We start from the raw sequence: 24,265 nt of genomic DNA on the forward strand, positions 1-24,265 counted from the left end.
GAAGCCCATCGGGTAAACGTGCCATGTTCACGTTGTGACATGACGGTTACCAGACTCGATTCGACCTCCGCTGATGAAACTTCCACCGGCTGGTCAGCGACGCCGGACCGGTGCCGGAGGTACCGAACTCACCGTGTCGGGGCAGTCCGGTCCACTGCGCACCGCCGTCCCGCAGGAAGTACTCCAGACCCGGGTCCCAGGTGTGCCCGGCCGGCCGGCGCTGATAGACGTAGCCGAGCGGATGGGTCCGGTAGACGAGCCCACCGGCCCGGCGGACCCGGTCGAGAAGTCCCCGGTCGACCGAACTCGGCACCGGCCGCCAGCCACCGACCTCGGCCAGGTCGCCCCGGCCGATCAGGATCGTGCCGCCGGCCACGACCGGGGCGAAGCTCTCGGCCGCCCCGGCGTCCCGCCGTACGGTGGTGTCCAGCGCGCCGAGGTAGACGAACTCGGCAGCCTTGCCGACCAACGTCGCGCCGGAGTGGTGCCGGGCGAGGACGAGGTCCCAGACATGCTCCGGCCCGTACGTGTCGTCGTCGTCGAACTTGGTGACCAGGGTGCCCCGGGCCCGGGCGGTCGCCGCGACCAGCGCCTCGCCGAAGCTCTGCCCGGCCGGTACCTCGACCACCTCCACCGGCCGGCCACAGTCGGCCAGCCGCTGGCGCAACTCGACCGGCAGGCCGGTGCCGTGCAGGCAGAGCACGATCTCCAGTTCGGGATAGCTCTGCGCCGCCGCCGCCGCTACCGCGTCGAGAACGTGCTCCAGCCGCCGGGTCACCAGCAGCACCGAGACCGGCGGCAGCGCGCCGAGGCCGGGAAAGGTGGCCGCCGCCAGCCGGGGCAGCGCGAACCCCCGGGCGTGCCGGCGCAGTACCGCCCGGCGCTGGCGTACCGTCCTGGCCTCCCAGTCCAGCTCGGTTCCCGGGTCGGCGCGGCCACCGGGCCGGTCCGGCAGCGGGGCGCGGAGCGACTCGACCACCTCGTCGGCCAACTGCGCCCGGCAGGAGACCGGCAGGCCGGGAGCGCTCAGCAGTACCCCGGCCAACGCGAGGTGCAGCAGCAGGGCCGCCTCGGCCCGGGGCCGCAGTCCGGGTACCGCGCAGTCGAGCAGCCCGATCCCGGCCAGCGCCGCCCAGTCCCGCTCGGTCAGCCACGGCCGGTCGAGCCGACCCTGACAGTCCAACCCGGCCGGTCCCCGGATCCGCCAGCTCCCGCCGTCCGCCCCGGGCGAGAAGGTCAACTCGGCCCGGGGTGCGTCCGGCCCGAACGGGCCGTACCTGCCGACCGGGACTGTGTGTTCGGCGTCGAGCAGTACCGGCCCGGTCCAGCCGCCGTCCTCGGTGTCCGGCACGCCGAGCCGGTCCACGGTCAGCCGGCCCCGGTACGCCGTACCGGCCCCGTCCCCGGCCACCGACGGGTCAGCGCCGTCCGGCCGGAGCACCAGGTCGTACGGGCGTACCGCCGGGTTGCCCGGCAACTCCCCGGCCAGCACCGCGAGGCCGGGTCCGGCGCCGAGCCAGCCGGGGAGGACGTCCTGGGCGGTCACCTCCGGGCTGCCCGGCGTCGGCAGTGGACGGATCGGGGTGAGCAGCGGCAGCACGGCCGCCACCACCGAACGCAGCGGTACGGACCAGCGCAGTTCGATCTCGACGACCGCGCGTCCCCGGTCGTGCCGGGGCAGCCTGACCCGCTGGGCGAGCAGGTGCGGCACCGGTCCGAGCCGGCCGGACCAGCCGCGCTGCGGGATCTCCCAGTCCTGCACGACGATGTCGACCCGGCGTACCCGGGTCAGCCCGACCGGATGGTCGAGCAGGTGCCGCAGCCAGGTCACCGACCGGGCGGCGACGGCCATCCGGGTGACGAACATCCGCTGCCAGGCGGGTCCGGACCGGTCCCCGGCCGGCGGCTCCGCCACGCCCTGGCCGGGCACCCGGATCGGCGCGGGCGGGCCGGGTATCCGGGTCAGTCGGGAGCCGAGCATGACCGGCGACCACCGTCGCCGGCCGTCGGGTTCGCCGACGGCAACCCGCCAGCGGAGGTACTTCTCCGGCTCGTCCCTGCCTGGCACGCCGATCCCTTCGTCGGCCGAGCACCGACGCCAACCTACGTGGCGCTATCACGAAGACACTTACCGTAGTCGACGGCCCCGCCGATTTCGACCGACACCCGCCACGCGGCGCGCGATTATCAGCTCACGGCGACGAGATAGTTACACTGTGCCGCGTGTCCAGCCGCACCCGGGCCACGACGGCCCATCCCCCGGTCCGGTTGTTTCGCAACGACTGGAGCCGGCTCACCCCGCCCGAACCGGGCGACTGGCAGCCGACCCGGTCCGTCTCGCTTGTCATCCCGGCCCACGACTGCCAAACCTCACTCGACCTCACCCTGGCCGCGCTGCGCGCCCAGACGTACCCGTCGGGGTTGCTGGAGGTGGTGGTGGTCGACGACGGCAGCGACCCGCCGCTGGTCCTGCCCCCGATCCGCCCCGAGAACTGCCGGCTGCTCCGGGTCGCCGAGCACAGCGACGGCTGGGGCCGGTCGGCCGCGTTGCACGTCGGCGCGACCCGCAGCGACGGGGAGATCCTGCACTGGCTCGACGCCGACATGGTCGTCTTTCCGGAGCACGTGGCGGCACAGGCCCGCTGGCAACACGTGAGCGACGAGGTGGTCACCCTCGGCTACAAACGCTTCGTCGACGCCGACTGGCCCACCCCGGAACAGGTCGCCGAGAGCTGCGCGGCCGGCACCGCCGACCGGCTCTTCCGGATCGAGGACTCCGAACCCCACGAGTACGTCGAACGCCTCATCGACGACACCGACCAGCTCCGCGGCGGCGACCACCTGAACTTCCGGGCACACGTCGGCGCCACCGCCGCACTGCCGCGCAGCCTCTACGCCGAGACCGGCGGGCTCAACCCCGAACTGCGGCTCGGCGAGGACACCGAGTTCGGCTACCGGCTCGCCCAGGCGGGTGCGGTCTTCGTGCCCGAACCCCGGGCCCGGAGCTGGCACCTCGGCGCGTCGCACATGATGACCCGGGGCGAGGCGCTGCGCAGGTACAACCGGCCGTTCCTGGCGGACCTGATGCCACAGCCCCGCTACCTGCGCCCCGCCGCACAGCGCGGCTGGGCCGTACCGCTGGTGGTGGCGGTGGTCCGGGTCGACGGGCCGTACGAGATGGTCCGCACCTGCGTCGACCGGCTGCTCGCCGGTGACCAGACCGACCTGCGGGTGGTACTGGTGGCGCAGTGGGCCGAACTGACCGAGGACCGCCGCTCCGTACTGGCCGACCCGCTGCTGGACCGGCGACTGCTCGCCGCGACGTACCGCTCGGAGCCCCGGGTGGAGTTGGCCGGGCAGCTGCCGACGACCGGGTACCCCTCGCCGTACCTGCTGGAGATCGCACCATACCTGGGGGTGGACGCCGACACGGTACGCCGGCTGGTGGCGGTCGCCGACCAGTGGCAGGTCGGCCTGGTCCGGCTGCTGACCGTCGGCGCGACGGCACCTGACGACGGGCTGTCGCTCTGGCGCACCTCGGCACTGAGCCGTGCTGCCCGGGTACGCCGGCCGGACGAGCCCCTCGACGAGGTGGTCGCCGAGGTGGCCGGGCGGCGCTGGGTCAGCGGCGACGACTTCGGGGTCGCCGACCTGCGGCTGCTGCCGGAGAACAAGTGGGTCTCGCCCCGCCCCCGGCTGGTGGTCCGGTCGGACAAACGGGCCCGGCGGGCGGCCCTGGCCGGGGTGGAGACGATTCCGGTCGGCGGGATCCGGTCACTCGCCTCGGCCACCCGGTTCGTCGCCGGCCGGTACGCCGGGCTCGCCGCCGACCGCGTCCGGCAGCGGGTACGCCGCTCCAGCAGCACCGCCCCGGTCGACTGAGCGTCGTACACATGTTCTATCCACAGGCTGTGGATGGCACATGTGTACGACTGCGGCGCACCCCGCCGGTCAGGCGCCGTCGAAGCGGATCTGCGCCACGTTCGTTCCGTCGGTTTCCGCAGCGAGTAGGTCCTTGTACCGAGGTGCGTCTCCCTCGGCGATCGCGCGGGCCTGGGCCACGAGACCGTGCAGGTTCGCCGGGTAGTACGCGTCCTTGAGAAGGAATCCGCGGGCCAGCCACTCCCGGGTCTCCACCTGCCGGCAGGTGACGAATGCGGTCAGGCAGGCGATCCGGTAGAGGCCACGCAGATCCGCCACCTCGTCGTCCGCAGTGCGGCTGGCTGGGGTGGGCTGGTGTGCGTGCAGGTCTTTGAGGGATTCGTAGACGAGGCTGACCTGGGACCAGTACCAGGCACGTACGGCACACACCTTCTTGTGTTCCGGTCCCGCCTCGACCACCGAGATCAGGTACCGCTGTACTGGGCGTCGCCCGAGCGCCGCCACCAGCGGGTGGATCAGTTGCCTGTTGGACGCCACATCCTCATCGCAGGCGACTATGGCGAGCACACGGTCAGCGGACGCAGCAGCTACCTCGGGCCGTGCTGTCAGCAGGTCACCGAGATGCGTACGTTTCGCGTTCCTACGGTTGTGCACCACGAAACGCTGGTTGCTGCGATACGGCTCGGGTAGCTCCGGATGCCGCCAGTCCGGGCTGAGTTCCGCGAGGAGCTCGTCGAGCCGCTGCTCGAACTCCGCGCCAAGGTCACCATCAACCCAGTCCCGCACCGATCAATCATGCCCTGAGATGCCGCCATGCAGGAGCCTCGGTGACTCCCGGAGCTCCGGACCTCCGCGCGACGATCAGGACGGGCGCGGAGGTCCGGCCCTTCAATCCGCCGTTCGTGGATCTCCTCGACGGTCGGGCTCGTCGAGGAGGACCCGCCGGACCACCCGCTCGGCGGCCCGGCCGTCGTCCAGGGCGCAGAACCGGTCCCGGAAACGCTTCCGGGCGAGGGCGGCCGGCGGGGCGTCGACCGCGCCGGTCCGGAACGCCGCCAGCAGCTCCGGGAACCCCGTCACCGCCACCCCCGGCCCCTCGGCGAGCACGTCCAGGTAGACCCCGCGCTCGCGCCGGTACTCGGCCCAGTCCGGGGCGTAGACCACGATGGGCCGGTCCAGGGTGGCGTAGTCGAACATCGCGGACGAGTAGTCGGTGACAAGCACGTCGGCGGCGAGGTAGAGGTCCTCCACCGAGGGATGTTCCGTCACGTCGCGCACCCGGTCCCGACCGTCCGGAGCACCTGGATCGGGCCGGGCACCCGGGGCGGGACAGGCGTCCGGATCGAGGTAGTGGCCCCGGACCAGCAGCCGGCCGGAGGGACCGAGGATCTCCAGCAGGGCGGCGGGGTCGAACGGCGGCGAGTACCCGGGCCGGTACTCGCGGTGCGTCGGCGCGTACAGCAGCACCCGCTCGCCGGGTTCGATGCCGAGACCGCGCCGGACGGCCTCGACCTGCGCGGGCCCGGCGTTGACCAGCCGGTCGTTGCGCGGATAGCCGACCTCCAGGGTCCGGTACTCCGCCGGATAGGCCCGCTCCCACATCTGGGTGGAGAAGGTGTTGGCGCTGATGCTGTAGTCCCAGCGGTCGATCCGGCGCAGCAGCTTGGGGAAGTCCAGCCCGGCCGCGCCGTACGGATAGCGCTGCTGGTCCAGCCCCATCACCTTGACCGGGGTGCCGTGGTGGGTCTGCACGTGCACCGAGCCGGGCCGCTTGACCACGTAGTCCGGGAAGTTCACGTTGTTGACCAGCCACCGCGCCCGGGCCAGCGCCCGGAAGTACGCCCGGGTGCCGGCCACCACGTACGGCACCCCGGGCGGCAGGTCGGCCACCCGGTCCCGGCGTACCACCCAGACGCCCCGGATCCACGGCGCCAGTTCCCGGGCCTTGCGGTGGATCGCCGCCGGGTTGCAGGCGTAGCCGCGGTACCAGTACGCGGCGTAGAGGGCCAATGTCGGATCGAGCGGACGGCGCAGTTGGACGTGGTAGTAGGCCCGGAGCAGCGCCTTGCGCCCCAGCCGGGCAGTCCCGGACAGCGCCGCCGGCAGCCGGGACGGCGCCACCGGGGTGCGCGCCGGCGGCGACAACGACAACGGCGGCGACGGCAGGGGCAACCGTGACGGCGACGGCGACGGCCGCGATGATCGCCGGGCGAGGCGTCCGGCCGCGCCCCGACGCCGGGAGTGGTGCAGTGCGCGCAGCACGGCGTACGTCCGCCAGTGCCCGCCGGCCACCAGCCGGTGCTTCAGCCCGTCGATCCCGCCCGGCACCCGGTAACCGGCCGGCGGCAGCCAGCGCCGGTAGTCCGCCACCACCCGGTCGAAGAAGCTCCGGCGCAGCTCCGGGGAGAGCCGCCGGCCGTTGCCGAGCACGATCAGGTAGTGCCAGAGCATCCGCTCGAAGATCAGCGGACGGAGGTCGTCGTAATCCGGCCCCCAGCGGGCCATCAACTCGAAGACCCGGTGCCAGTGCGGAAAGACGTCGAAGTGCCGGTCGTCCCGGGTCCGGGTGATGGCACCGGAACGCCGCTGCCGGTAGTTGACGCAGACCACGTCCAGCACGCTGATCCGGCCGGCGGCGAGCAGCACCGGATAGCTGAACGACACGTCCTCGTACCAGCCGGGGCCGAAGCGCAGGTCGACCTCGGCCAGGAAGCGGCGGCGTACCAGCTTGTTCCAGGCGGTGTGCAGTACACCGAGCACCTCCGGCCGGTCCCGGACGGTGAAGACCCCGTCGCCGGAGTCCGGCACCGCCCGGTCCAGACCGCTGCCGAGCGTCCGGTGGTCCCAGTACGCCCGCACGTGGTCGACGAGCAGCACCTCCGGCGCGACCCGGCGCAGCCGCTCCGCCACCGCCGGCAGGCAGCCGTCGACCAGCCAGTCGTCGCTGTCCAGGAACCAGACGTACTCGCCGCCTGCCAGGTCGAGGCCGATGTTGCGGGCCTCGCCCAGCCCGACGTTGCGATCCAGGGCCACCACCCGGACCCGGTCGTCCCGGGCGGCGTACTCGGCGATGATCTCGCCACAGCTGTCCGGCGAGCAGTCGTCGACCACCACCACCTCGATGTCGGCCACCGGCTGGCCCAGGATCGAGTCGAGGCACTCCCGCAGGTAGCCCTGCACCCGGTAGACCGGCACCACGAAACTGATCAGCGCCATCTGCGCCGTACCCCGGCTGGCAGCGTCATGCGTCCCTTTCCGCCGCGCCGCCCGTACGGGTGCCCGGTCACCCCACCGGCGGCGTCATCCGTCCCACTCCCGCCGCTGCGGCGTACCGGTCTGGTCCGGTCGCCCCGGGGTCGCGGCGGGCCCCTCCCCCGCCCCGGCGGTCGCGAAGGTGTCGGGGGCGGCGGGGTGGCCACCGGACCCGACGGCGGCGTCGACCGGCTGTCGTGGCGCGGGAATGTCCCTGGGTACCCAGCCTCGGAGCGCGTTCACCAGGAAAATCACGGCCAGATAGCCGGCGAGCAGCAGCAGTGCCGCCCGGCCGGCGGCCGGGCCGACGAGTACGGCGACGGCGAGCAGGATCAGCCGGCCGTCCCAGCCCAACCCGAGCGCGTGCATCAGCGGCGCCCGCTCCCGCTTCTCCAGCCGGGCGGTGAGGTCGTAGTGCCGCAGCGCCAGTACGAAGAGCAGCGCGAAGATCACCGCTCCGTCCGCGTCGATCAGCAGCCCGGCCCCGATCACCAGCAGGTATTCGGCGGCCCGCAGCGCCGCCGGCACCAGCCAGTCCAGCGCGCCGCCGTGCGGTGTCGTCGCCGACAGTCCGGCGACCAGCACCGCCAGCACGGCCAGCGGTACCAGCCAGCGGGCCGAATCGGTGTCGAGCCCGGCCAGGCCGGCACCGAGCAGGACCAGGCTGACCACCACGCCGAGCAGGGCGAGCGGCAGCGGCCCGAGCAGCCCGGCGTCCCGGCCGAACCCGGCGAGCCGGCGGATCACCGGCCCGTCGTCCCGGTGCAGCGTGGTGTCGACCCGGGTCAGCACCGCCACCCGCATCGAGCGGGCCCGCAGGGTACGCAGCGCCAGCGTGTACAGCGCCGCCAGCCCGCCCCAGACCAGTACGGCGACCAGGCTGACCAGTGGACTGAAGATCGCCACGGTCAGCGAGATGAGGGCCCACCGCTCCCCGATCGGGAAGACCACCGTCCGCTTCGCCCAGTACGTCAGCGAGCCGGTGTCGGCCTGTACCCGGTTCGACGCCTGGCTGAGCCGGTCGCCGAGGCCACCGGAGCCGCCCTGCCCGGCCGGGCGGGGGCGCTTGGCCGCCTCGTCGTGCAGCGCGCCGTACCAGGTGTCGGTCATGTGCCGGACGGTCTGCAGGGTGATCGCGGCGATCGCCAGCGCCCAGCCGGGGCCACCGGCCCGTTCGACCCCGATGCCAAGGCCGGCGTAGACCAGGTATTCCTTGGCCCGGTCGGCGATGGTGTCGAGCCAGCCGCCCCAGGGGCTGAAGTGCCGGGTGTAACGGGCCAACTGCCCGTCGACACAGTCCAGCATGAAGCCGAGGTAGAGCAGGACCGCACCGGCCACCAGCGCGGGCCGGTCGCCGAACGCGAAGAGCGCCGCCGCCGCCACCGCGAAGGCGACCGAGATCGCGGTCACCCCGGTCGGGGTCAGCCGGAGCCGGGCGCAGAGCTTGGTCACCCACGGGGACCAGGTGCTGACGAAGTACGTGGTGAAGAAGTCGTCCTTCTCCTTGACCGAGAGCCGCAGTTCGGCCCGGTCGGAGTCGACCGCCGCCACCGCCGCCTCCGCCTCGGCCAGCGCCGCCTGGTCGGTCACCCGGCGGGCGACGAGCAGGCGTACCCGGTGGGCGAAGATCGTGATGCCGGTGCCGTGGCCGGTGCCGGTCGCCGGGTTGCCGGTCGCGGCCGGGTCGGGGCGGGAGGTGAGCGTGGCGAGCAGCCGGTCCAGCAGCGGGGCCTGGTCGGGGGCGCCGGCAGGCGCTGCGGCGGCGGCCCGGGCCGCGGCGACCAGGGCGGGCAGGTCGGACACGCCGACGCGTACCGCTCCGCCGGAGGCGCCGGTCGGTGCGGCGGTGAGCGTGCCGACGGCGCCGCCCTGCCCCGCGGGGTCGGCGACGGCGACGACCTGGGAGCGGTCCTCGACCACCCCGACCGGGCCGGCGCCGGGCTCGGGCAGCACCAGGGCGACGGTGCCGGGCATCGGACTGGTGGCCAGGTGCCGGAGTACGGCGGTGTGCGCGACCAGGTCCCCGGAGCAGAGGAGTACCGGTTCCCGGGCGGTGCCGGCCAGCACGGCGACCTGGCCGGGGTCGTCGGTGCTGACCACGTCCCGGGCACCGGCCGCGCGCAACTGCTCACGGAGTACGGCGGCCAGCGGCGTACCGTCGGGGCGGGTCAGCGGCGCGCCCGGCCGGGTGGGGGTGAGCAGGATCGCCAGCATCACGGCCTGACCACGTCGTGGTATGCGTCAAGAGCCTCGCGTATGGTGCCGTCCACCCGCAATCGTCCTCCGTCGAAGTAGAGTCCCCGGCTACAGAACCGGGTGAGATCGTTCTCGTTGTGCGAGACCAGCATCACGGTACGGCCCTCGGCGATCAGCCGGTCGATGGTGTCATAGCACTTCTTCCGGAAGTCGGCGTCGCCGACCGCCGTCACCTCGTCCATCAGCAGCACCGGGTGCTGGAGCTGTGCGATCACCGAGAAGCCGAGCCGGACCTTCATCCCGGACGAGTAGTGCCGGACCGGGGTGTCGATGGCCTTCGCGATCTGCTCGCCGGAGAACTCGATGATCTCGTCGAAGTGCCGGCGCAGGAAGCTCGGGCTGAGCCCATGCAGCGAGCCGACCAGGTGCACGTTCTCCCGCCCGGTCAGGTCGTTGGAGAAGCCGGCGGAGAGTTCCAGCAACGGTGCGACGGCGCCGCCGACCCGGATCCGGCCCTCGTCCGGGATCAGCACCCCGGCGATCAGCCGGAGCAGGGTGCTCTTGCCTGTGCCGTTGCGGCCGATGATCCCGACGGTGTCGCCGGGGGCGACCGAGAACGAGACGTTGCGCAGCGGCCAGAAGACCCCGGCGGCGGGCTGCCGGCCGCCCCGGTGGATGAACATCTCCCGCAGCCGCAGGTTGCGCCGCCGGTTCCGGACGAACCGGATGCCCAGGTTCTCCGCCTGCACCATCGCCCCGGTCACTACAGCTCCTTCAGGACGGCGGGTTCGAGCCGGCGGAACACCCACCAGCCGGCGAGCAGCACGAGCAGGCTGCCGCCGACCGACACTCCGAGCAGCCGGGCGTCGGGGAACTCGTCGGGGTACCAGACGGCGTGGTGGAGCTGGAAGATCCCGACCAGCGGGTTCAACTCGTAGACGATCTTGATCCAGTCCGGCAGCGTGGAGTCCCGGACCAGGGTCAGCGGATAGATGATCGGGGTGGCGTAGAAGAGCACCCGGGTGACCAGTCGCATCAGCCGCTCGATGTCCCGCATCAGCACGTTGAGCGAGGAGAGCAGCAGGGCGATCCCGATCAGCAGGGTCGCCTGGATCAACACCGCCAGCGGCAGCGCCAGCAGCGACACCCCGAACTCGATCTTGTCGAGCGAGGCGTAGACGATCGCCACGGCGACCAGGATCGGCAGTCCGGCGACGTACTCGGCGAACCGGCCGGCGACCCGGCCGATCGGGAAGACCTCGCGGGGCAGGTTCATCGTGGTGATCAACCGGGCCTGCCCGGTGAGTGCGGCGGTCGCCTCGCCGATCGCCGAACTCGTCCACATCCAGGCGAAGATGCCGGTGATCAGGAAGAGCGGGTACGAGTCGGCGGCGTCGCCGAGGTGCCGGTCGGTGGCCGACCGGTAGAGCACGCCGAAGACGAAGAAGTAGATGACGCCCATGCCGAGCGGCTCGATCAGCGACCAGAGGTAGCCCAGCACGGACTGCTGGTATTTCACCGCCAGGTCCCGCCGGACGAGCAGCCGGAGCGTGTTGCGGTGCGACCACACCGCCGCCACGCCAGACGTCACAGCCGCCTCCACGCTCGTCATGGTCCGACCGCGCTCGTTGTGGTCCGACCGCTCGAGCCCGACATAGGGTAGCAGTCGGGAAAATCACCTCAAATACGAATTGGCCGGGCGGTCGCTCCCACCCCCGGCAACGAGCCAACGCTACCCGACGGCCAGCGACCCACCGCCCCCACAGACCCGCGCCGCACCGCCCGGCGCGCCCGGTCCGGACGTGGCGCTCGGCACTGGATGGCGTCGACCGCGAGCCCGCACCCGTACCGGCCGGGGCGGCCGGGGCGGCCGGTCAGGACGTGGCGCTCAGCACTCGATGACGTTGACCGCGAGCCCGCCCCGGGCGGTCTCCTTGTACTTGACCTTCATGTCGGCGCCGGTCTCCCGCATCGTCTTGATCACCTTGTCCAGCGACACGGCGTGCTCACCGTCACCGCGCAGCGCCAGCCGGGCCGCCGTGATCGCCTTGATGCTGGCCACCGCGTTCCGCTCGATGCACGGGATCTGCACCAGGCCGCCGACCGGGTCGCAGGTCAGCCCGAGGTTGTGCTCCATGCCGATCTCGGCGGCGTTCTCCACCTGTGCCGGGGTACCGCCCAGCGCCTCGGCCAGCCCGGCCGCCGCCATCGAGCAGGCGGACCCGACCTCGCCCTGGCAGCCGACCTCGGCACCGGAGATCGAGGCGTTCTCCTTGAACAGCACGCCGATCGCGGCGGCGGCGAGCAGAAAACGGATCACGCCCTCCTCGGACGCCCCCGGCACGAACCGGGTGTAGTAGTGCAGCACTGCCGGGATGATCCCGGCCGCACCGTTCGTCGGGGCGGTCACCACCCGGCCACCGGCGGCGTTCTCCTCGTTTACCGCGAGCGCGAAGAGCGTCACCCAGTCCATCACCCGCAGCGGGTCGGCCGAACCCGGGTCCGCCTCCAGGCTCCGCCGCAGCTCGGCGGCGCGGCGCCGGACCCGCAACCCGCCCGGCAGGGTCCCGTCCCGCCGGCTGCCCCGGTCGACGCACTCCCGCATCACCCGCCAGATCTCCAGCAGGCCGGCGCGGATCTCCGCCTCGCTGCGCCACGACCGCTCGTTGGCGAGCATGATCCCGCTGATCGGCAACCCGGTCTCGGCGGTCAGGGCCAGCAACTCGACCCCGGTCGTGAACGGGTACCGGACCCGGGTGGTGTCCGGCTTGATCCGGTCCGCGCCGGTCGCGGTCTCGTCCACCACGAACCCACCGCCGACGGAGTAGTAGGTCCGGGTCCGCACCGGTTCACCCGCCGGGTCGTACGCGGTGAAGGTCATCCCGTTCGGATGGAACGGCAGCGACCGGCGCCGATGGAGTACCAGGTCCCGATCGGCGTCGAAGTCGACCTCGTGCGCACCGAGTACGCCCAGCCGGCCGCTCGCCCGGATCCCGGCCACGGTCTCGGCGACCCGGTCCGGGTCCACCGTCTCCGGCGCCGCCCCGAGCAACCCCAGCAGTACCGCCGGCCCGCTGCCGTGCCCGTGGCCAGTGGCGCCGAGCGAGCCGAAGAGTTCGGCGCGTACCCTGGCCGTCTCCGCGAGCAGCCCGTCGGCCTTGAGCCCGGCGGCGAAGGTCCGGGCGGCCCGCATCGGGCCGACGGTGTGCGAGCTGGACGGCCCGATCCCGACCGTGAACAGGTCGAAGGCGCTGATCATCGAAACTCCTCCCGGGTCGGCCCCGTTGCCGACCCTGGCTCCGCAGCGGTCACCGGGACTCCCCCGAGCATCGCCCTGAGCTGCCGGTCCGCGAGCCTACCCGGCGCCGGCCCGACCCGCCTGGGACGGCCACCGGAGCAGGTCGGCCCGGGTACCGGCACCGCTCGCGGGTGTCCGCCGGCCCCGCCCGGGTAAGTACCTACGGGTACGCGGTGTCCGGATCCCTCTGGAGACCGAGGGCGGCGCCACCTGCGGTTCCTACCGTGGAATCAGCCGCCCGTTCCACCGCTATCGAAGGAGACGTCGATGAGCCGCAAGCTCACCCGCCCCCGGGACAATCGCATGATCGCCGGTGTCTGCGCCGGCCTGGCCCGCCGCTTCGGCATGTCCGCCGGAATGATGCGACTGCTCTTCATCCTCTCGCTGCTGCTGCCCGGCACGCAGGTGATCATCTACCTGGCGCTCTGGATCATCATGCCGAACGAGGACCGCCTCTACGCCGGCACCCACTGACGGGCTCGCACCCGGACGTTCCAAGATTCTCGGCGACCTGTGGTCGGAGGCGAACCACAGATCGCCAAAATCCTGCGGGCACCTTGCGAGGGCGGGGGCGCGCGGCGCGGGTCCGCGCCGCGCGCGCCTCATGCGGTGGGGTTACGGCTGGATGTAGCTGACCGTCACCCGCTCGTAGCCGAGCGATCGAAGCAGCTGGTCCAGCATCTTCCGGGTGTTCTCCTGGGCGCGCTCGCTGAGCCCGCTGCTCTTGGCCGATTCGGCGATCTTCTGCTCGGCCTTCAGATAGACCTCGCGCTGCCGGTTCGGGTCGCTGCCGAAGACCTCACCGAGCTGGTTGAGGATGCCGCGCTTCTCGGCGAAGACGTAACTGCGCTCCAGGTCGAGGTTGACCTCACCGAGCTGCGGCGCCGGCAGCTTGATCTCCACCGACTTCCCGTCGGCGGAGACCACCACCGCGTCGTCGCGGAGCGCTCCGAAGTCGACGTACGCGTCGACGGTGCCGGCACCGACGAAGAGGGTGCGCTCGCCGAGCAGGAAGTCCGGGACGTACTTCCGGTTGCGTTCCAGGTCGACGACGACCTCGAAGTTCCCCTCCGCCGCGACGTACCGGCTGAGGTCCTGGATCGACTTGAGCAGCGGCGGCTGGCTGCGGTCGGTCTCCTCCTTGGCGAACGGGTTGCGCCAGTCCGGCAGGATCCCGCTGACCTGCACGCCGAGCACCAGCACGGCGATCACGCCGATGATGCCGACCAGGGCGAACACTCCGCGACCCCACCGACCGCCACCGGACGGCTCCGAAGCGGACCGGTCCGGCCGGGACTCGTCGGGGTCGAACGGCCGGGTGTCGTCCTGCGTCGTGCCGTCGGACCAGGGATCGGCCGGGTCTGGCGGGGTGGCCTTCCCCGACGCATAGCCGGGGAACTCACGCGTGGGCTCGTTGACATCGCCTTCTCGGGACATCCGCCCTCACCGTCCTTGTTGAAGGAGCATCTGGAGAAAACGGTACGGCTCCGGTACGACACCCGCGAGTCGAGGCGTACGGACCCGGGCCGTACTCACGTTTGCCCAGCTCAGGGCGGCATTCAACAGGTCGTCCCGGTGCCGCTGGGTCGGCTCGGGCACCGTGGCGATGCTGGTCCGCGACGCCGTCGAACTGGCCGAGCGGCGGACCACCGCTTTCGACAGGTGATCCGGCACACTCCGACCGCTAGGTTCGAGGGAAAGCGAATCGACGGCGGCCGGCGTCTAGGAGCCCGGAGGAGGACCCTGTGGCCCACGGTGCGTTCAGCGACGCCGAGGAGTTCGCTCGGGCGCGCCTGGACGCTTTGCGGCGGTTCGCGTACCTGATCAGCGGCAGCGCGGCCGAGGCGGACGACCTGGCCCAGATCGCGGTGGTCGAGGTCTGGCAGCGGTGGCCGAAGGCCGGGCAGAACCCCGAGGCGTACGCCCGGCAGGTGATCGTGACCCGGAACGTGAGCCGGTGGCGGCGGTGGCGACGTGAGGTGCTCACCGACGACGTCGACCACCGGCCCGACGATCCGGCCGCGACGGCGGTGGGCAACGGCGCGCTGTGGCAGGCGTTGCAGCAGCTCGGCAAGGCGGAACGGACGGTCGTGGTGCTGCACGTGCTGTACCGCTACACGTTCAGCGAGATCGCCGGGATCTGCGACGAACCTCCGGGCACGGTTTCCAGCCGGTACGCGAGAGCCAAGCGCGTGCTACGGGCGCATCTGGCGCCCACAGAGTCGACGATTCGGAGCGGACGTGGTTGACGAGGTAGGTCCGGTGGACGACGGGCGGCTCGACCTGGAGCTGACCGCCACCCTGACCCAGGCACAGCATGCCCTGCCGGCGGCCGATCCGGGGGCGATCGCCACGATCCGCCGGCGCTACCGGCGTAAGCGTCGGCAGCGGGCCGGGTTGGCCAGCGTGGCGACGGCGGTCCTGGTGCTGGCGGTGACCCTGACCGGGGCGCAGCTGATCCGGACGGTGCCGCCGGTGCCGCCCCCCGCCGTCGGGGCGCCGGGGACGATCCGGGTCTGGGCGATCACCCAGCCCGGCGACGAACCCGCGCTGCGGAAACTGGTGAACCGGCACAACCGGGGCGCCGGGTTCGACGTGGAACTCGTCACCTTCGGCAACGAGGAGTACAAGCAGAAGCTGCGTACCGGGATCGGCTCGACGGAGGGTCCGGACGTCTTCGCCACCTGGGGCGGGGCGGGCCTGGCCCGGCTGGCCCGGGACGGGATGCTCGCCGACCTGACCGCGCTGCGGGACGAGCCAGGGACAGGCGACCGGTTCCTGCCCAGCACCCTGGCCGGCGGGGTGGTGGACAGTCGGCAGTACGGCATCCCGATGGGCGGTACCCACCCGGTGGTGCTCTTCTACCACCGCGGTGTCTTCACCGACGCCGGCGTACAGCCGCCACGCACTTACGCCGAGCTGCTCTCCCTGGTGGACACGTTCAAGGAGCGCGGGATCACCCCGATCGCGCTGGGTGGCGCCCAGGGCTGGACCGAGCTGATGTGGGTGATGTACCTGGCCGAGCGGATCGGCGGTCCGGGTACCACCGCCGACATCGTCACCGGCCGGCCCGGTGCCTGGTCGAACCCGGCCGTGGCGCAGGCGCTGCGGGAGGCGCGGGCACTCGCCGAGCGGGGCGCCTTCGGTGCCGACTTCGCCGAGGTCGCCTACGACGACGGGGATGCGCCGGGGCGGCTGGCCCGGGGCCGGGCCGCGATGCAGCTCATGGGGACCTGGGAGTATCCGACCCAGCTCGCCCGGAACCCGGACTTCGTGGCCGCCGGCGACCTGGGATTCGTGCCGTTTCCGGCGGTCTCCGGCGGGGTCGGGGATCCGGCCGACCTGGTCGGGGTACCCACCCACTACTTCTCGGTGGTCGCCAGCAGCCGGAATCCGGAGGCGGCGCTGGAGTTCGTCCGGTCCGTCGCATCGGACACCTACCTGGACGCCCTGGTCGCCGACGGCGAGGTGCCGCCGGTGACCGATGCGGCGCAGCGGCTGCGCGGTACCAGGCACGCCGAGTTCGCGACCTCGGTGCACGAGCTGGTCACCCGCGCCCCGTCGTACGGGCTGGCCTGGGACCAGGCGTTGGAGCCGACGGCGGCCACCGCACTCGTCGACAACCTGCGACGACTCTTCCAGGGGAAGCTCACCCCAGAGCAGTTCGCGGCGGCGATGACGAAGGCCGGCTGAGCAGAGGATCACGGAGGCCGGCTGAGCAGAGAACGATGCTCGATACCATCGTTGGCGATCTCCAGGCAATGCCGACGCGATCCTCCAGAGTGTCAGATCTCTGACAGTTCCTCCGGCAGCAAATCCGTACCCGACCCGCGTTCCGGTAGGGATCGACGCGCGTCCGTCCCCTGCGCGCCGGTCCCGCCGGTTCCGACCGGCGGCTGACGGAGAACCACACCCTGGAGGCCTTGCTCGATGAGAAAACTTCGGATAGCCCTGGTCGGCGTGCTCGCGGCCGGCGCCCTCTACACGGTCGGGCCGTCGACCGCCACCGCCGCCATTCCGACCCAGGCACCGATAAACGCCGCCCAGACCAGGGGCGGATCCGCCGCACACGTACCCGGTGGTGGCACCAACACCGACCTTCCACTGCGGACGCTGGCCCGCAAACACGGCCTCGGCATCGGTACCGCGATCGACATGAACGCGCTCGCCACCGACGCGACGTACCGGGAGCGGGCAGCAAAGGAGTTCTCCGCGGTCACCGCCGAGAACGTCATGAAGTGGGCGGAGCTGGAGCCGACCCGGGGCCAGTACAACTGGGGTCCGGCCGACGAGCTTGTCGAGTTCGCCCGGCGCAACGGGCAGAAGGTGCACGGCCACACCCTGCTCTGGCACAGCCAGGCCCCCGCCTGGCTGACCGATGGCGTGGCCGACGGCTCGATCGACTCCGCCGAACTGCGTGACATCGTCCGCAACCACATCACCACTGTGGTGAAGCACTTCCGGGGCAAGGTCCGGGCCTGGGACGTGGTCAACGAGGCGTTCACCGACGGCGACGCCCCGGTGCTCCGGGACACCATCTTCCGTCAGCACCTCGGCCCGAACTACATTGCCGACGCGCTGCGCTGGGCGCACGCGGCCGACCCGCGGGCGAAGCTCTACCTCAACGACTACGCGATCGACAACATCAACCCGAAGAGCACCGCCTACTACGAGCTGGCCAAGCAGCTCCGTAAGCAGCGGGTGCCGCTGCACGGCATGGGCTTCCAGGGGCACCTCGACCTCCAGTACCCGCTGCCAATCGACGCCCCGCAGAACCTGGCCCGGTTCGACAAGCTCGGCCTGGAGACCGCGTTCACCGAGGTCGACGTGCGGTTCTTCCTGCCGATCGACACCTACAAGGAGGCCGGCCAGGTGGGTAGCTTCAACACCCTGCTCCAGGCCTGCCTGCTCACCCCGCGCTGCGTGATGTTCACGGTATGGGGCTTCACCGACAAGTACTCCTGGGTTCCCGGTTTCTTCGAGGGTCAGGGCGCGGCCACCCCGTTGGACGAGAACTTCCAGCCCAAGGCCGCCTACCGGGGTCTCCAGCAGGTACTCGCCGTCGCCTCGGACCCGAACAGCAGGCGCGGCTTCTAGGAGGTGGGTCGGGAACGGGTCCGGCCCGTACCCGTTCCCGGCCGCCTCGCCCGCAGCCATCCCACCACCACCCGGGCTCCGGCCGGTCCGGTCCCAACGCCGGGCCGGCCGGAGCCGAGTATCGCGGTCGAGACGAGCTGGCGCAGCGCCACGACGATCGCGGCGCCGGCCAGATCCTTCCAGCTCTCCAGCGCGGCCAGCCGGATCAGGCCGGCCGCCACCAGCAGGTCGAGCAGCACCCGCAACGCCGTCCGCCACGAGCCGGTGGTCAGCAGGGTCACCACCGCCACCACCAGGGCGATCGCGGTGATCAGGGTGCTGACTCCCTTCACCGCCGCCCACCCTCCTCCGCGGCCGGGTCGGCCGGGCCACCGTCCGGGCCGCTGCCGAGCTGGCGCTGCTCCTGCCGGATCTCCCGACCGAGGAAATAGTTCAGCGCGGTCCGGATGGTGGCGATCGCGGCCAGCCGGCCGAGCTGTCCGAAGGTCGGTGAGACGGCGGTACGCAGGATGTCGGCGGCGAGCTGGAACTCCAGCCCGAGGGTGAGGAACCGGCCCAGCGACAGTCGGATCGGGGTGAAGACCGCAGCCGACCGGTGCCGGATCCCGGCAACCACGAACCGGCCGGCAGTCCAGACCGCACCGACGAAGATCACTGCCGCCCCCACCGCCTCGACCACGGTGACCAGCACCTGGACGACACGGGCCAGCAGTTCCTCGGCCAACCGGCGGCCCTACCGCGACCAGCGGGTATGCGGCCGGGGCATCGCCTCGCCGTCGACGAAGATGTCGGCCCGCTCGTTGAAGAACGCCACCATTCCGGCGATCGGCTGCATCAGGTGGGTGGGGAAGTCGTAGGCCCAGGCCACGTCGTGGTGCGTGGTGTCACCGACCCGGACCGACCAGTAGTTGCTGGTCCGGCCCTTGTAGGGGCAGGCGGTCTGGGTTTCGGTGGAGGTCAGCCGGCCGAGGTCCACCTCGGTCCGGTTCAGGTAGTAGCGGGTGGGCAGGCCCGTCTCGAAGACCAGCACCGGTGAGCCCGTCTCGGCCAGTACCTCGCCGTCGATCTCGACCCGGACCCGCCGGGTCGACCGCAGCGCGTCCACCCTGGTGTACGGGTCGCGCGGGTGGACGAAGACCTCCTCGTCCTCCTCGAACCAGGCGTCCAGGGCTTCCCAGGCGAAGCGCACCATGTTGGCCAGCCCTTCGACAGACTTCTCGGTGTGCACCCGTACGCAGCCCGAACGGTAGGTCTCGCCAACCCGGAGGCCGTACTGCCGGGCGGTACCGCTGGCGTACTGCTCGACGTCGTGCTCGTCGACGAGCAGTTCCTGGCGTACGTCGGCGAGCGGGACGTAGTAGTGCGGATGGTGCTGCCACTCCCAGACGTACCGGGCGCTGTCCGTGTCGAACACCCACTCGCCGTTGAACAGGGCACGGATCCGCCGGCCGCAGGGTTCGACGTGGTCGATGGGGACGATCGCGCGTGGATAGAGGGACACGGCTTCTCCTCCCTTCTCGGGGACGGGTCAGGCCCCCTGACGGTCGGCCGCGGCGGTGGTGAGTTCCCAGGCCGCGCCGATCAGTCCGATGTGCGAAAACGCCTGCGGATAGTTCCCGAGCTGCTCCCCGGTGTACGGGTCGACCTGCTCGGCCAGCAGCCCGAGATCGTTGGCCACGCCTGCCACGTTTTCGAAGATCGCCGCCGCCCGGTCCCGCTCGCCGGCCAGTACGAGACACTGCACCAGCCAGAAGGAGCAGATGGTGAACGCGGCGGGATCGCCGGCCCAGCGCCGGACCAGGCCGCCCCGGGAGAGCCGCTCCTCGACCAGCCGGATGGTCGCCCGCATCCGGGCGTCGGTGGCGGGCAGGAAGCCGACGATCGGCAGAAGCAGCGCGCTGGCGTCGAGCTGGTCCGAGCCGAAGGCTCCGGTGTAGGCACCGACCTGCGGGTTCCAGGCCTCCCGGAGGACCGTCTGACGGATCTCGTCCCGGCTCGCCGCCCAGCGGGCCAGGTCCTCGGGGTCGCCGAGCCGGGCGCCGAACCGTACCGCCCGGTCCAGCGCCACCCAGCAGCCGACCTTTGACGACACGTAGTGCCGGGCGGCGTCCCGGGCCTCCCACATCCCGGCGTCCGGCTCCCGCCAGCTGCGCACCGTCTGGTCGGCGAGGCTGCGCAGCAGGTCACGCACCTCCGCACCCATCGGGTCGAGGTAGTCCCGCAGCCGCCAGGCCGCGTCCAGCAGTTCGCCCGGCACGTCGAGCTGGCGCTGCCGCCACGCCTCGTTGCCGACCCAGACCGGCCGGCTGTCGGCGTACCCGCGCAGCGTCTCGATCCGGCGCTCGGTCAGGTCCCGCTCCCCCTCGACGCCGAACATGATCGGTACCGGCTGGCCGTCGATCCGGCCGACTGCCGAGGCGACCCAGCCGAAGAGCCGGTTCGCCTCCGTCGGGCAGGCCGCTACCCAGAGCGCCCGCAACGTAAGGCTGAAGTCGCGCAGCCAGGCGTACCGGTAGTCGTAGTTGCGGTCGCCGCCGAGTTTCTCCGGCAGTGAGGTGGTCGCGGCGGCCACCACCGCGCCGCTCGGCGCGTAGGTGAGCCCCTGCAACACCAGGGCGTTGCGCCGGACCAGCTCGGGATAACGCCCCTGGTAGTCGTGGTGCGCGGCCCAGGAACGCCAGCCCGCGACCGTGTCGCCGAACGCGTCCGCCTCGTCGACCGGGTGCGGCGGCATCTCGTGGAAGGTGGGCCGGTAGGCGAGGACGAAGGTGTCCCGCTGCCCGGCACCGACGGTGAAGCTGGCCGACGCCTCGGACTCCTGCACGCGCAACGGGATCGGGGCGCTCATCGCCAGCGTCGTCGGTCCGGAGGTGGCGACCAGTCGCCCGTCCCGCCACACCAGGTACGCGATCCGGCGGCCGTACTCGAACCGGGGCGAGTAGGACAGCACCATCGGTACGGTCCCGGAGAGCCCCTCCACCACCCGGACCAGGACTCCGGGGGAACGCCGGCCGATGTCGTGCCCCCGGGCACCGGTCTCCAGCAGCAGCCCGTCGGTCAGCGCCACCTCGCCGCGCTCGGTCCGGAACACGGTACGCAGCACAAGCGTGTCCGGCAGGTAATTCCGCTGCACCTCGAAGCGTCCGGCCGGCCGGATCCACCAGTGTCCGCCGCTGACGTCGAGCAGCCGGCAGAAGACCGAGGGTGCGTCGAAGCGCTCCGGGCACCACCAGTTGACCGAGCCGGAGCGGTCGACCAGTGCCGCGCTGCGCCCGTCGGCCAGCAGCCCGTGCTCGGCGATCCCTCCGGCCTCCACGCGACGGGCTACCCCCGACCACCGGCTCTAATCCCGTAGAGTCCGCGCGTGCCGGAGGGACTGGACGAGATCGAATGGTCGGCGCTACAGCACGCGTACGGGTCCGCCGAGGGGATACCGGAGCTGCTGCGAGGGCTCGGCTCGGCCGACCCCGATGAGGCGGAGGCGGCCTGGGACGAGGTGCTGGGCAGCCTCTTCCACCAGGGCACGGTCTATCCGGCCACCGTGCCGGCGATCCCGTTCCTGGTCGAGCTGACCGGCACCGCCACGCACCGGCGCGCCATGATCGTCGGCACGGTGGGGATGCTCGCCGATCCGCAGCACGCCTACGGCGACGAGGCCGAGCAGGTCCGCACGGCGGTACGCGCCCAGGCCGACCGGCTCCGCCCGCTGCTGCACGATCCGGATCCGGAGGTACGCACCCAGGTCGCCTACACGCTGGCCCGGTGCGGGGACGCGGTGCCGGTCGAGGTGTTCCGGCAGGCGTGGGACGGCGAGGAGTCGCCGCAGGTCAAGGCGTCCCTGCTGCTGGCGCTCGCCACCCGGGATCCGGTCGGCTCGGTCGAGCTGCTCCGGGCGTCCGTCCACACCGGACCACCGTCGGTCCGGGTGGCCGCCGGACTCGGCGTACTCCGCACCGGGCTGGCCTGGCCGGAGGGTGCGGCGGCGGCACTGGCCGAGGCGCTGCTCGCCGGGGGCACCGTGGACCATGTCTGGCGGCACCGGCACACGCCGCTGGACGAACTGGTGGCCGACGCCGGGGCCGGATTCGCCGCCGAACTGGCGACCCGGCTGCTCGGCGCGGCCGATCCGGCGGTACGCCGCGACACCGCGTGGTCGCTCGGCGAGCGCTGCCGGGCACACCGCCGCGCACCGGCCGAGGTCGTACCGCTGCTGGCGGCGAGCCTGTCCGACCCGGACATCGAGGTACGCGACCAGGCGGTCTGGGTGCTGCGGCGCAGCGGTCGGGCGGCCGGGATCTTCGCCGACGCGCTGGCCGGGATCGCCGCCGGCTATCCCCGGGTCGCCGGGGACATCGCGATCGGCGTCGAGACGCACGCGGTGCAGACCCTCGCGCTGCTCGGCGACCCCCGCTGGCTGGACCCGCTCTGTGCCGCCTGGGCAGCCGGCCACCAGCCCTGGCTCTTTCCGGTCGACCTGTGGGGCAACCCGGCCAACCTGGCGCTGGTCCGACGCCGGCTGGCCGAACTGGCGACAGCGGACCGGGCCGACCCCCGGGTCGTGCGAGGGCTGGCCCAACTCCTCGGCCGGTGGGGGCCGGGGGCCGCCGAGACCGCCGCCGAACTGCGCGACGTGTTGCCGGTGGCGCCGGAGACGGTGTCGCGGGTCCTGGTCGAAATCGGGGTCGACGAGCCGGCCGCCGAGCCGTGGCTGCGGGCGGCTGCACTGGCCGGCGACGTACCGGCCGGGGTCGGCCTGTGGCGGCTCGACGGTGACGCCGGGCCGCTGCTGGCCGCGCTCGAACCGAAGCTCTCCGCGCATCCGAACCTGCTGTCCCGGGAACTCGCCCCGGCGGTGCCGGCGGGTGCGGCGCTCGGTCCGCTGCTGCCCCGACTGTCGGCGTGGCTGACCGGTGTCGCCGCCGCCACCTATCCGGAGCGGGAGGTGCAGGTCGCGGCGGCGGAGATCGCCTGGCGGGTCACGGGTGACCTGGACGCCGTCCTGCCGACGGTGGCGGCGGTACTCGGCGAGGGCGACTTCCCGGCCCGGTCCGCCGCCGCCCTGGCCGGGCGGCTCGGTGCCGGCACGCTTGTGCCACCGCTACGGAGGCTGCTGGCGGACCGGTGGGCCTCGGTCGACGCCGCGGAGGCGCTCTGGCGGCTCAGCGAGCCGGTCGCGGACCTGGTGCCGACGCTTCTCGCCGCCCTGCGGGGCTGGTCCGCCCCCCGCCGGACCGTGCCGTTGCTTGTCGAGATGGGGGCGGTGTCGGCGGTACCCGAGTTGACCCGGTTGGTCGAACAGGACGGCCGACTCAGCGCGTCCGGGGGCGGCGACGACGACCTCGTGTGGCAGGACGAGCGGCTCTGGAACGAACTCTGGGCCGCGGTGACCGCACTCGGCGACTTGACAACAACAACTTAGGTCAGGCTAACCTACGCACCGGGTGCGCCGAGGCCGCCCGTACGGACCGAACCGTTCCGCTGTGCCCAGCGGTCAGCCAAGGAGCACCACGCCATGCCGCAACCCCGTCAGTTCACCCGCCGCAACCTGCTCGGCGCGGCCGGCGCGCTCGGCCTCACCGCCCTGCTCGGCGCCTGCGGCAAGGACGACGACGCCGGTGCGGAGACCGGTTCCGGCGGGGCGTGGAGCTTCACCGACGACCGGGGGCAGACGGCCTCCGCCGCCAGCCGGCCGGACCGGGTCGTCGCGTTCGTCGGCACCGCCGCCGCGCTGCACGACTTCGGGGTCACCGACCAGCTCGTCGGCGTCTTCGGCCCGACCAAGCTCGCCGACGGCAGCGCCGACGTGCAGGCCGGCGAGCTGCCGGTGGCCAAGCTGACCGTGATCGGCAACACCTGGGGCGAGTTCAACATCGAGACGTACGCGTCGCTCAAGCCCGAACTGCTGATCACGCACGAGTACGAGAAGAACTCCCTCTGGTACGTGCCGGACGAGAGCAAGGACCAGATCGTCCCGCTCGCCCCGACCGTGGCACTGGTCGCCTCCCGGGCCCCGCTGGACAAGGTGATCGGCCGGCACGCCGAACTCGCCGCCTCGCTCGGCGCCGACCTGAACGCGTCGAAGGTCACCGAGGCGAAGGCCCGGTTCGAGGCGGCCGCCGCGAGCATCAGGGAGGCCGTCGCGGCCAACCCCGGAATCCGGGTGCTCGCCTGCTCGGCCGCACAGGATCTCTTCTACGCCTCCAACCCCGGCGTCAACTCCGACATCCTCTACTACAAGTCGCTGGGCGTGGACGTCGTCGTGCCGGGCAAGCTCGACGACGGCGGCTACTTCGAGAGCCTGAGCTGGGAGAACGCCGACAAGTACCCGGCCGACCTGCTGCTGATGGACAACCGCAGCTCCACGCTCCAGCCGAAGGACCTGACCAACAAGCCCACCTGGGCGCAGCTTCCGGCGGTCAAGGCCAACCAGATCGTCGGCTGGAACAGCGAACCCCGATTCTCGTACGCCGGCAGCGCCGCCGCGCTGGAGGCGCTGGCCACCGCGCTCCGCTCCGCCCGCAAGGTGGCCTGACGCAGCAG

Annotated in this window: 19 protein-coding genes and 1 pseudogene; 7 read left to right on the forward strand and 13 right to left on the reverse strand. The window is 72.2% G+C overall.

The window, feature by feature from the left end:
- Positions 1-46 precede the first annotated feature (46 nt).
- Entirely contained in the window at positions 47-2,068 is a 2,022-nt protein-coding gene (locus tag CLT71_RS19390; protein WP_101368348.1) for a glycosyltransferase, read from the reverse strand.
- 155 nt (positions 2,069-2,223) lie between these two features.
- Between CLT71_RS19390 and CLT71_RS19395 the strand changes: the two genes are divergently transcribed.
- The gene (locus tag CLT71_RS19395) at positions 2,224-3,882 is read left to right on the forward strand and encodes a glycosyltransferase (RefSeq protein ID WP_158242262.1); all 1,659 of its coding nucleotides are present in this window, start codon (positions 2,224-2,226) and stop codon (positions 3,880-3,882) included.
- 69 nt (positions 3,883-3,951) lie between these two features.
- On the opposite strand, the gene CLT71_RS19400 is transcribed toward CLT71_RS19395, so the two are convergent.
- The 6 genes and pseudogenes from CLT71_RS19400 to CLT71_RS19425 form a co-directional block, all read right to left on the reverse strand.
- Positions 3,952-4,668: a hypothetical protein gene (locus CLT71_RS19400; protein ID WP_101368350.1), complete on the reverse strand. Its 717-nt coding sequence runs from the start codon at positions 4,666-4,668 to the stop codon at positions 3,952-3,954.
- A gap of 102 nt (positions 4,669-4,770) precedes the next feature.
- Complete coding sequence (locus CLT71_RS19405) at positions 4,771-7,098, reverse strand: bifunctional glycosyltransferase family 2 protein/CDP-glycerol:glycerophosphate glycerophosphotransferase (RefSeq protein WP_101368351.1); 2,328 nt, start codon at positions 7,096-7,098, stop codon at positions 4,771-4,773.
- Between the two features lie 201 nt (positions 7,099-7,299).
- Positions 7,300-9,348, reverse strand: a pseudogene (locus CLT71_RS19410) (DUF5941 domain-containing protein); the annotation flags it as partial.
- Positions 9,348-10,082 (reverse strand): ABC transporter ATP-binding protein, encoded by a 735-nt coding sequence (locus CLT71_RS19415; protein WP_369931442.1) that lies wholly within the window; start codon positions 10,080-10,082, stop codon positions 9,348-9,350. The gene CLT71_RS19415 and the pseudogene CLT71_RS19410, both read right to left, overlap by 1 nt.
- Positions 10,083-10,093: 11 nt before the next feature.
- A complete protein-coding gene (locus CLT71_RS19420) occupies positions 10,094-10,921 on the reverse strand; it encodes an ABC transporter permease (protein ID WP_101371599.1) in 828 nt (275 codons plus the stop codon).
- Positions 10,922-11,218: 297 nt separating this feature from the next.
- Positions 11,219-12,589, reverse strand: a complete 1,371-nt coding sequence (locus CLT71_RS19425) for an L-serine ammonia-lyase (protein ID WP_101368354.1) — start codon at positions 12,587-12,589, stop codon at positions 11,219-11,221.
- Positions 12,590-12,895: 306 nt separating this feature from the next.
- On the opposite strand from CLT71_RS19425, the gene CLT71_RS19430 reads away from it, so the two are divergent.
- A complete protein-coding gene (locus CLT71_RS19430; protein ID WP_101368355.1) occupies positions 12,896-13,102 on the forward strand; it encodes a PspC domain-containing protein in 207 nt (68 codons plus the stop codon).
- Positions 13,103-13,243: 141 nt separating this feature from the next.
- Here the strand turns inward: CLT71_RS19430 and CLT71_RS19435 are convergent, their stop codons facing one another.
- Together CLT71_RS19435 and CLT71_RS37065 are read right to left on the reverse strand one after the other, a co-directional pair.
- Positions 13,244-14,065 (reverse strand): DUF4230 domain-containing protein, encoded by an 822-nt coding sequence (locus tag CLT71_RS19435; RefSeq protein WP_101368356.1) that lies wholly within the window; start codon positions 14,063-14,065, stop codon positions 13,244-13,246.
- Between the two features lie 6 nt (positions 14,066-14,071).
- Positions 14,072-14,227 carry a hypothetical protein gene (locus CLT71_RS37065; protein WP_158242263.1) on the reverse strand — a complete coding sequence of 52 codons (156 nt, stop codon included), beginning with the start codon at positions 14,225-14,227 and terminating at the stop codon, positions 14,072-14,074.
- Positions 14,228-14,373: 146 nt separating this feature from the next.
- Between CLT71_RS37065 and CLT71_RS19440 the strand changes: the two genes are divergently transcribed.
- The 3 genes from CLT71_RS19440 (at position 14,374) to CLT71_RS19450 (ending at position 17,725) form a co-directional block, all read left to right on the forward strand.
- A complete protein-coding gene (locus CLT71_RS19440) occupies positions 14,374-14,877 on the forward strand; it encodes a sigma-70 family RNA polymerase sigma factor (protein ID WP_101368357.1) in 504 nt (167 codons plus the stop codon).
- Positions 14,870-16,321 carry an extracellular solute-binding protein gene (locus CLT71_RS19445; RefSeq protein ID WP_158242264.1) on the forward strand — a complete coding sequence of 484 codons (1,452 nt, stop codon included), beginning with the start codon at positions 14,870-14,872 and terminating at the stop codon, positions 16,319-16,321. The genes CLT71_RS19440 and CLT71_RS19445 overlap by 8 nt, the downstream gene beginning before the upstream one ends.
- A 237-nt stretch (positions 16,322-16,558) precedes the next feature.
- Positions 16,559-17,725, forward strand: a complete 1,167-nt coding sequence (locus tag CLT71_RS19450) for a glycoside hydrolase family 10 protein (RefSeq protein ID WP_101368359.1) — start codon at positions 16,559-16,561, stop codon at positions 17,723-17,725.
- Here the strand turns inward: CLT71_RS19450 and CLT71_RS19455 are convergent.
- From CLT71_RS19455 to CLT71_RS19470, 4 genes are read right to left on the reverse strand one after another with little or no spacing between them, the layout of a single operon-like run.
- Positions 17,722-18,057, reverse strand: a complete 336-nt coding sequence (locus CLT71_RS19455; RefSeq protein ID WP_101368360.1) for a hypothetical protein — start codon at positions 18,055-18,057, stop codon at positions 17,722-17,724. The two genes, CLT71_RS19450 and CLT71_RS19455, sit on opposite strands and share 4 nt — an antisense overlap.
- Positions 18,054-18,449: a DUF1622 domain-containing protein gene (locus CLT71_RS19460; protein WP_101368361.1), complete on the reverse strand. Its 396-nt coding sequence runs from the start codon at positions 18,447-18,449 to the stop codon at positions 18,054-18,056. The genes CLT71_RS19455 and CLT71_RS19460 overlap by 4 nt, the downstream gene beginning before the upstream one ends.
- A 9-nt stretch (positions 18,450-18,458) precedes the next feature.
- The gene (locus tag CLT71_RS19465) at positions 18,459-19,226 is read right to left on the reverse strand and encodes a DUF427 domain-containing protein (RefSeq protein WP_101368362.1); all 768 of its coding nucleotides are present in this window, start codon (positions 19,224-19,226) and stop codon (positions 18,459-18,461) included.
- 27 nt (positions 19,227-19,253) lie between these two features.
- Positions 19,254-21,041, reverse strand: a complete 1,788-nt coding sequence (locus CLT71_RS19470) for a glycoside hydrolase family 15 protein (RefSeq protein ID WP_101368363.1) — start codon at positions 21,039-21,041, stop codon at positions 19,254-19,256.
- A gap of 48 nt (positions 21,042-21,089) precedes the next feature.
- Between CLT71_RS19470 and CLT71_RS19475 the strand changes: the two genes are divergently transcribed.
- Both CLT71_RS19475 and CLT71_RS19480 read left to right on the forward strand, forming a co-directional pair.
- Entirely contained in the window at positions 21,090-23,144 is a 2,055-nt protein-coding gene (locus CLT71_RS19475; protein WP_101368364.1) for a HEAT repeat domain-containing protein, read from the forward strand.
- 93 nt (positions 23,145-23,237) lie between these two features.
- Positions 23,238-24,257: an ABC transporter substrate-binding protein gene (locus CLT71_RS19480; protein ID WP_101368365.1), complete on the forward strand. Its 1,020-nt coding sequence runs from the start codon at positions 23,238-23,240 to the stop codon at positions 24,255-24,257.
- Positions 24,258-24,265: the final 8 nt, after the last annotated feature.

It is taken from the genome of Plantactinospora sp. CNZ320 (assembly GCF_002846275.1).